The organism is Nocardioides sp. AE5, from assembly GCF_031844485.1.
Lineage (GTDB): Bacteria > Actinomycetota > Actinomycetes > Propionibacteriales > Nocardioidaceae > Nocardioides.
Genome location: NZ_JAUZVI010000018.1, coordinates 22,946 through 29,388 on the forward strand (window position 1 = coordinate 22,946; position 6,443 = coordinate 29,388).

Consider the following 6,443-nt stretch of genomic DNA (forward strand, 5'->3'; position numbering starts at 1 on the left):
GGTCGGACCGGCTCCCTCACCGCAGAAAGCGACTGCCAGCCCGTAGGGGCCGCACACCGACAGCAGAGACGAATACTCACGAGGGACGTATGCCTGACTTCACCATCGACACAGAGGTATCCGATGACCACGTTGGCGCGGTCTTCTTCGCCCGGGGTCGGAACAACTTCTTCTCTGCCGAGATGATCGGTGCCATCGCCGCCGCGCTGGATGAGCTGGCCGCCTCCGGGAGAGCTCGCGCGGTCGTGCTCAGCGGGGTCGGTAAGCACTTCTGTGCGGGCGCCGACCTTGTCGACGGAGTCTCGGGCGCCGCGCTCACCGGTCCCGATGAACTGCATCTCTACGATGCTGCGACGCGCCTGTTCGAGTCGCCGCTGCCCATCGTTGCGGCTGTGCAGGGCGGAGCCATTGGCGGCGGCTTGGGCCTCGCGCTGGCATGTGACTTTCGCGTGGCGTCGGCCGCGAGTCGGTTCTCTGCCCCCTTTGCGCGGCTGGGCGTTCACCCTGGATTTGGGCTCTCTGTCACCTTGCCGCTCGTGGTGGGCCATCAACGATCACTCGACCTGCTCTATACCGGTCGCCGTATCGGCGGCAAAGAAGCCTTCGACATGGGCTTGGCCGACAGACTCGCGCCTGTCGGGGGCGAGCTGACGGCAGCGAAGGAGCTCGCCGCCCAGATCGCGGCCAACGCACCCTTGGCCGTGAGGTCGATCAAGGCAACGCTGCGTGGGCATCTCGGTGAAGCGGTGGGGGTGGCGACGAGTCGGGAGCGAGCCGAGCAGGATCAGCACTTCCAGACCGAGGATGCTCGCGAAGGCGTGCGCGCCGACGCGGAGCGTAGGCCGCCGCACTTCATGGGGCGCTGAGCATGGACCGGGAGCACGCGGACGCCGAAAGGGCTTCAAGCGGGTGTGTCTCGAAGCCGCTGCAGGGACTTCGTGTCTTGGAGGTCGGCTCCACGATGTCGGCGCCATACTGCGCCATGCTCTTGGCACAGTTGGGCGCTGCAGTGGTGAAGGTCGAACCTCCCGAAGGCGATATCACCCGGCGGATCGGTCCGTCACGTACGACGGGGATGGCCAGTCTCTTCCTGGCGCTGAATGCCGACAAGCAGAGCGTCGTCTTGGACTTGCGCTCGGAGTGCGGACGCGATGATCTGCAGTCCCTCATCGCGACAAGCGACGTCGTCATCCACAACATGCGGCCGGCGGCTGCTCGTCGTGCTGGCTTGGCACCCGAGTCGGTTCGGGAACGGCACGCCTCCGTGGTGTTGTGCACCATCCAAGGCTATGCGACGGGTTCTGGGGCTGAGGACGTTCCCGCCTACGACGACATCATTCAAGCCAGTTCGGGAATGCTCTCGGTCCAGGCTTCCCTAGGCAGTCAGCCTACCTATGTCGCAACAGTGCTGGCGGACAAGACCAGCGGAATGATGGGGGCGATGATGATTCTCGCCGCGTTGCGGCACCGTGACATTCATGGCCGTGGAACTGCCATCGAGATCCCGATGCTCGACGTTATGACGGGATTCGCCCTCATCGAGCACCTGGGTGGGGAGACGTTCGAACCGGCTCTAGGCCCCTCGCTTTATCCTCGCATTACGTCCCCGAACCGGGGGCCCTACCGCACGTCCGACGGATGGTTGAGCGTGACCATCTACACGCCCGCCCACTGGGAGAAGTTCCTGGGCCACATTGGACGGTCCGAACTCCTGGACGACCCGCGTTTCCGAGATGTGGCCGCGCGGGCCGAGAACATCGGTGCTCTATATCAGATTGTAGAGGGGCTAATGCCGACCGGCACCACCGCGAACTGGCTGGAGGTCTTCAAGCGACTGGACATCCCCGCCACCGCTATTGGCGATGCCCGGCAGATGCTCGCCGAACGGGGTCCTGGCTCAGTTACATACGCCCTGGAGCATCCCAGTGAAGGAACTCTGCGCTATCTGCCGCTGGGGGTCAGGTTCGACGGGGAGGAGCCGCGATCCAGTCAGCCTCCCCCGCACCTGGGCGAACACACTCGCGACGTCTTGAAAGAACGTGCGGAAGTACGGTCCCGGGAGTGAAATGATCAGATCATTGGTTGCTCAACATAGACTATGCTAGCGTTGCGGTCGCGGCGCGGTTCACCGAAAGGATGCCGTTCGCCTAGAACTCGAACTGGCCGACAATTGCACGGCACCATGAGGCGCAGCAGTGCCTATGGCAAGTAAGCATCGCTCGAACTACACGACCAAGGACACGACATTGACTGCTCAGTACGAAACGATCCAGTACCAGGTCACCGACCCGGTTGCAGTCATCACACTGAACCGTCCTGAGCGACTCAATGCGTGGATGCCGACGATGGCTCACGAGTTTCGTGAGGCGATGCTGGGCGCCGAGGCAGACAAGAACGTGGTCGGCGTCGTCGTTACGGGCTCAGGTCGTGCCTTTTGTGCGGGTGGGGACCTGAAGGCCCTGAGGATGGACGACCTGCGTCACATGACTGCGGACGCTGACGAAGCGTTGACGACGTCGGACGACCCCGCTGGCCCGTTCGACTACATGCTGAACCTTCGCAAGCCCGTGATAGCCGCCATCAATGGTCCAGCGCTGGGCATGGGCGCCGTTCTATCCTTGTGGGCAGACCTGCGTTTCATGGCCGACGACGCCTTCATCTCGATGTCTTTCTCGCAGCGGGGGACTGTTGCAGAGGGTGCTAGCAGCTGGTTGTTACCGCGTCTGATCGGCACGGCTCCGGCGCTGGACCTATTGCTTTCGTCGCGTCGAGTCGCTGCGGATGAGGCGTTGCGCCTGGGTTTGGTGAACGTCACAGTGCCGGCTGGTGATCTGTTGGAAACTGCTGCCGCTTACGTTCGTGATCTGTCAAAGAACTGCTCTCCGACCTCTCTCGCCATTATCAAGCAGCAGGTCTATCGCGACCTACACGATTCGCTGGGAGAGTCGTCCGACAGTTCTAGGAAACTGCTCGGCGAAGCTGTCGAAGGTGATGACATCAAGGAAGGGTGGCAGGCATACCTTGAGAAGAGGCCCGCTGTTTTCGCCCGCATTGGGCATTAGAGGTTGCGCCAACTAGGGAGTTGCGTGTCGGTCCATAAAACAGGCACGGCCCCGGTGGAGGAAGTGGTATCTGATTCAGCTTCTTCCCGAGGTGCTCGTGCCTGCCCTGCCATCTTCATCATCGAACTGCTGGAGACCAGTTCGTCGCGCTGATCCCAGAACATGTCGAGGCCCACCCGCTGGGCTGTCACTGGCCACGCATCAGCGACCGGATCGTGTTCGACAAGCTCGTCCGGGTAGCCGTGCTCGGCCACGGCCGCTACGACGGTAAGGCGACCCGGTTCGTTCCTCGATGAACTTCGCCGCAAAGGGATGATCAGCAAGAAGAGGTTCCCCGCTCCAAGCCGACGCGCGCCGGGTCGTGGAGCGCACCGACTCCTGGCACAACCGCAGCCTCCACAAACTCGCCTACTGGACCGAGAAACGTGCCACGTGATCGCCCCTTCACCGCACGGCCAACGCCGCCATCATCGTCCGACGACTCCTCCGCCAGGCATGGACCACACCGCTGGGGCACCCGACCAGCACGCGACTATGACGTATCGGCACAACGTCTCATACTCGATGCCTGATCGACAGAGTCGGTGGTGCGTAGCATAGAGTGTGTCTAGTTTAGCAGAGAGGATCTCAGGATGAGCCTACGAAAGAGTCGCATGGACGAGATCGGCGACGAGAGCCGTCGCCGGATCTTGGACGCCGCTGAGATCCTCTTCGGGCAGAAAGGTTTCGCGCGAACGTCCTTCGTCGACATAGCCCAGCTCTCTGGGATCAGCCGGGGTTCAATCCCATGGCACTTCGAGAACAAGGACGGTCTCCTCATTGCCGTGGTGGAGAGAGCGATCGATGAATTCATTCCTGCGGGTTCCATCAAGAGCGCCGGCCCCGAGGGCGTGCGGGAACTGTTTCAGCGGGTTAAGGAATGGATGCACACTCCCGCCGCAGCCATGCTGTACATGCTCCTGACCGAGGCCGTGTCCAAGGACGGTCCGGTCCATGACCACTACCTGCAGTTCTTTGCCAACCGACGCAAGGCAGCAGTCCACGTACTCGTCTCCGCGGGCGCGGAGAAAGGCGATGAGATCTATCAGATTGCTTCGGTCGTCAATGGTGCCATCTTTGGGCTCGGCCTTCAGCGCCAACTGGATCCGAATTTCGATCTCGCTGCGGCTATGGATGGTCTTGAAAAGCTTATCGAGCGCCAACTGAACTGAGGCAAACCATTTCGCGAAGCCATGGGGAATGGTCTTCCTCGCGACATATGCGCCCTGGCTTCCCCATAAGCCCGGATCCGTAAGTTGTTGGGTGGCCCGGGAGGGTCGGGTGTGGCTGAGCCTTGATCGTCGTTGTTGTGGCTCCGGTGGATTGGCCGCCCGGCTCCTCCGGGGGCGCCTTGGCTGCTGATTGAGATGCGCGTTCTGGTCGCTGTTTACGGATTCTCAATGACTTTGTCAAGCCGTTGCAGGCAGTTCATTCCGCGACGGCGGTGTGAGCTCGAAGGGTCGGTTGTCGCGCAGCAGCGCCCAGAGGACATCGACGCGGCGGCGGGCCAGACAGATGAGTGCTTGGACGTGCTTGTCGCCCTCGCTGCGCTTCTTCAGGTAGTAGTCGCGGTTCGGTCCTTCGCGCATCATCGCCGCGTTGGCGGACAGGTAGAACACTCGACGCAGTTTGCGGGAGTAGCGCACCGGTCGGTGCAGGTTCCCGGTGCGTCGGCCGGAGTCCTTCGGGACCGGGACCAGACCGGCGGCTGACGCGAGCCGGCCGGCGTTGGCGTAGCCGTTGAGGTCGCCGGCCGCGGCGATGAGCTCGGCGCCGAGGATCGGTCCCATGCCGGGCAGCGACTCGATGATCGCGGCTTGGGGATGGGCGCGGAAGGTCGTGGTGACCCGCGCGTCGACGTCTTTGATCCGCTCGTCGATCGCCAGCAACTGGGCGGCCAGATCGGCGACGATCGAGGCAGCCACGTCCTGTCCAGGGACAACGGTGTGCTGCGCCGCAGCCGCATCGGTGGCGTCGGCGGCGACCTGGCCGGCGCTGCGGACCTTCCGCTTGGCCAGCCATGTGAGCAGCCGCGACTTTCCGATGCGGCGGATCGCGTCCGGGGTCTGATAGCCGGTCAGCAGAACCAGCGCGCCACGACTGTGGGCGTAGTCGAAAGCCCGCTCCAGTGCAGGAAATTAGCCGCTGAGGGTGTCCCTGAGTCGGTTGACCAGACGGACCCTGTCGGCGACCAGATCGGTGCGGTGGGTGACCAGCAACTTCAACTCAGTCACCAACGTGGCCGCGACCTCGACCTCGGTCAGATCGCCGCGCTGGCGGACCGTTTCGGCGATGACGTAGGCGTCGCGGGCATCGGTCTTGGCTTCGCCGCGGTAGGTGTCGGCCATCTTGTTCGCGACCCGGCCGGGCACGTACTTGACGGTCTGGTCGTGGGCGGCCAGCAGTGCGAGCAGCAGCCCGGACATCGTGCCGGTCACGTCCACTGCCCAGGTGACCTGCTCGGCGCGAGAACAGACCTCGCCGATGGCCTCAAGAATCGTGGTCTCGTCGTTGATGACCTTGCTCGACCACAGGGTCGTTCCGTCCTCGGCGTTCAGGCACATCCAGTGGTGTCCCTTGCCGACGTCGACTCCTGCCCAGCCTTGCGGGACTGGCTTCATTCCCATCGCTCCCTTCGAACCATTGAACTTCATCGTCGGCCCGAAGAACTCCTCGCCGGCGGATCCGTAAACAGCGACCAGAACGCGCATCTCAATCAGCAGCCAAGGCGCCCCCGGAGGAGCCGGGCGGTCAATCCACCGGAGCCACAACAACGACGATCAAGGCTCAGCCACACCCGACCCTCCCGGGCCACCCAACAACTTACGGATCCGGGATAAGTGGGTCGCTCTCGTAGCCATCGGCGGATGCACTCAGGACGACACTGGGGTCGCCCAGAACCGAAACTGTGTCGTTCACCTTGCGGCGCGCGGGCAGGCGAGGCGCCCGCGGTGCGCACAGGGCGCCGGGATCTCCGACTGGGCCACCGGGGTGTTCTGTCGACCCCGCTTGTTGAGTTGTCGCGCGATGGCGGTAGCGATGCTTGGTTTCAGGGCGAGAAGCGATTGGGGGCATTGTTTTACGCGACATAGAAACTAGCTGTACGGCCAGATTGCCGGATGGCCGTCATTACGGGTGGTGCGGGATCGGGCTGGGCATCGCCCGCGCACTGGTGCACGTGGCTCCGGCCACGGAGCCGCTGGTCGACGGTGGCCAGGGTCGAACCTTCGTGGGCAGGTCGAGAGGGGATGTTTCAAGTTCGCGGTTCCTTGATCGTTCCGGGGAGGACAGGTCGAGGTGCCTGGTTAACGCATCAATGTGGCGGAGTTGCCTGTCGCTGGC

The 6,443-nt window shown here is 63.2% G+C and carries 5 protein-coding genes and 1 pseudogene; 4 read left to right on the top strand and 2 right to left on the bottom strand.

The window, feature by feature from the left end; translation table 11 throughout:
* Positions 1-89: 89 nt before the first annotated feature.
* The 3 genes from Q9R27_RS18390 (at position 90) to Q9R27_RS18400 (ending at position 3,062) form a co-directional block, all read left to right on the top strand.
* A complete protein-coding gene (locus tag Q9R27_RS18390; RefSeq protein ID WP_311253859.1) occupies positions 90-866 on the top strand; it encodes an enoyl-CoA hydratase/isomerase family protein in 777 nt (258 codons plus the stop codon).
* 2 nt (positions 867-868) lie between these two features.
* Positions 869-2,065, top strand: coding sequence for a CoA transferase (locus Q9R27_RS18395; protein ID WP_311253860.1), 1,197 nt, complete (start codon positions 869-871; stop codon positions 2,063-2,065).
* A gap of 136 nt (positions 2,066-2,201) precedes the next feature.
* The gene (locus tag Q9R27_RS18400) at positions 2,202-3,062 is read left to right on the top strand and encodes an enoyl-CoA hydratase-related protein (RefSeq protein ID WP_311253861.1); all 861 of its coding nucleotides are present in this window, start codon (positions 2,202-2,204) and stop codon (positions 3,060-3,062) included.
* Here the strand turns inward: Q9R27_RS18400 and Q9R27_RS18795 are convergent.
* Positions 3,059-3,316, bottom strand: a complete 258-nt coding sequence (locus tag Q9R27_RS18795) for a hypothetical protein (RefSeq protein ID WP_397220128.1) — start codon at positions 3,314-3,316, stop codon at positions 3,059-3,061. The two genes, Q9R27_RS18400 and Q9R27_RS18795, sit on opposite strands and share 4 nt — an antisense overlap.
* Positions 3,317-3,715: 399 nt before the next feature.
* Here Q9R27_RS18795 and Q9R27_RS18410 point away from each other — a divergent pair, with 399 nt between their 5' ends.
* Positions 3,716-4,273, top strand: coding sequence for a TetR/AcrR family transcriptional regulator (locus tag Q9R27_RS18410; protein ID WP_311253862.1), 558 nt, complete (start codon positions 3,716-3,718; stop codon positions 4,271-4,273).
* A gap of 237 nt (positions 4,274-4,510) precedes the next feature.
* Here Q9R27_RS18410 and Q9R27_RS18415 read toward each other — a convergent pair.
* Positions 4,511-5,722 (bottom strand): annotated as a pseudogene (locus tag Q9R27_RS18415) (IS110 family transposase).
* Positions 5,723-6,443: the final 721 nt, after the last annotated feature.

Bases quoted from the DNA above. Each gene is read 5' to 3' on its own strand.
- Q9R27_RS18390 (WP_311253859.1), top strand. From the start codon at position 90: ATGCCTGACTTCACCATCGACACAGAGGTATCCGATGACCACGTTGGC.
- Q9R27_RS18395 (WP_311253860.1), top strand. From the start codon at position 869: ATGGACCGGGAGCACGCGGACGCCGAAAGGGCTTCAAGCGGGTGTGTC.
- Q9R27_RS18400 (WP_311253861.1), top strand. From the start codon at position 2,202: ATGGCAAGTAAGCATCGCTCGAACTACACGACCAAGGACACGACATTG.
- Q9R27_RS18410 (WP_311253862.1), top strand. From the start codon at position 3,716: ATGGACGAGATCGGCGACGAGAGCCGTCGCCGGATCTTGGACGCCGCT.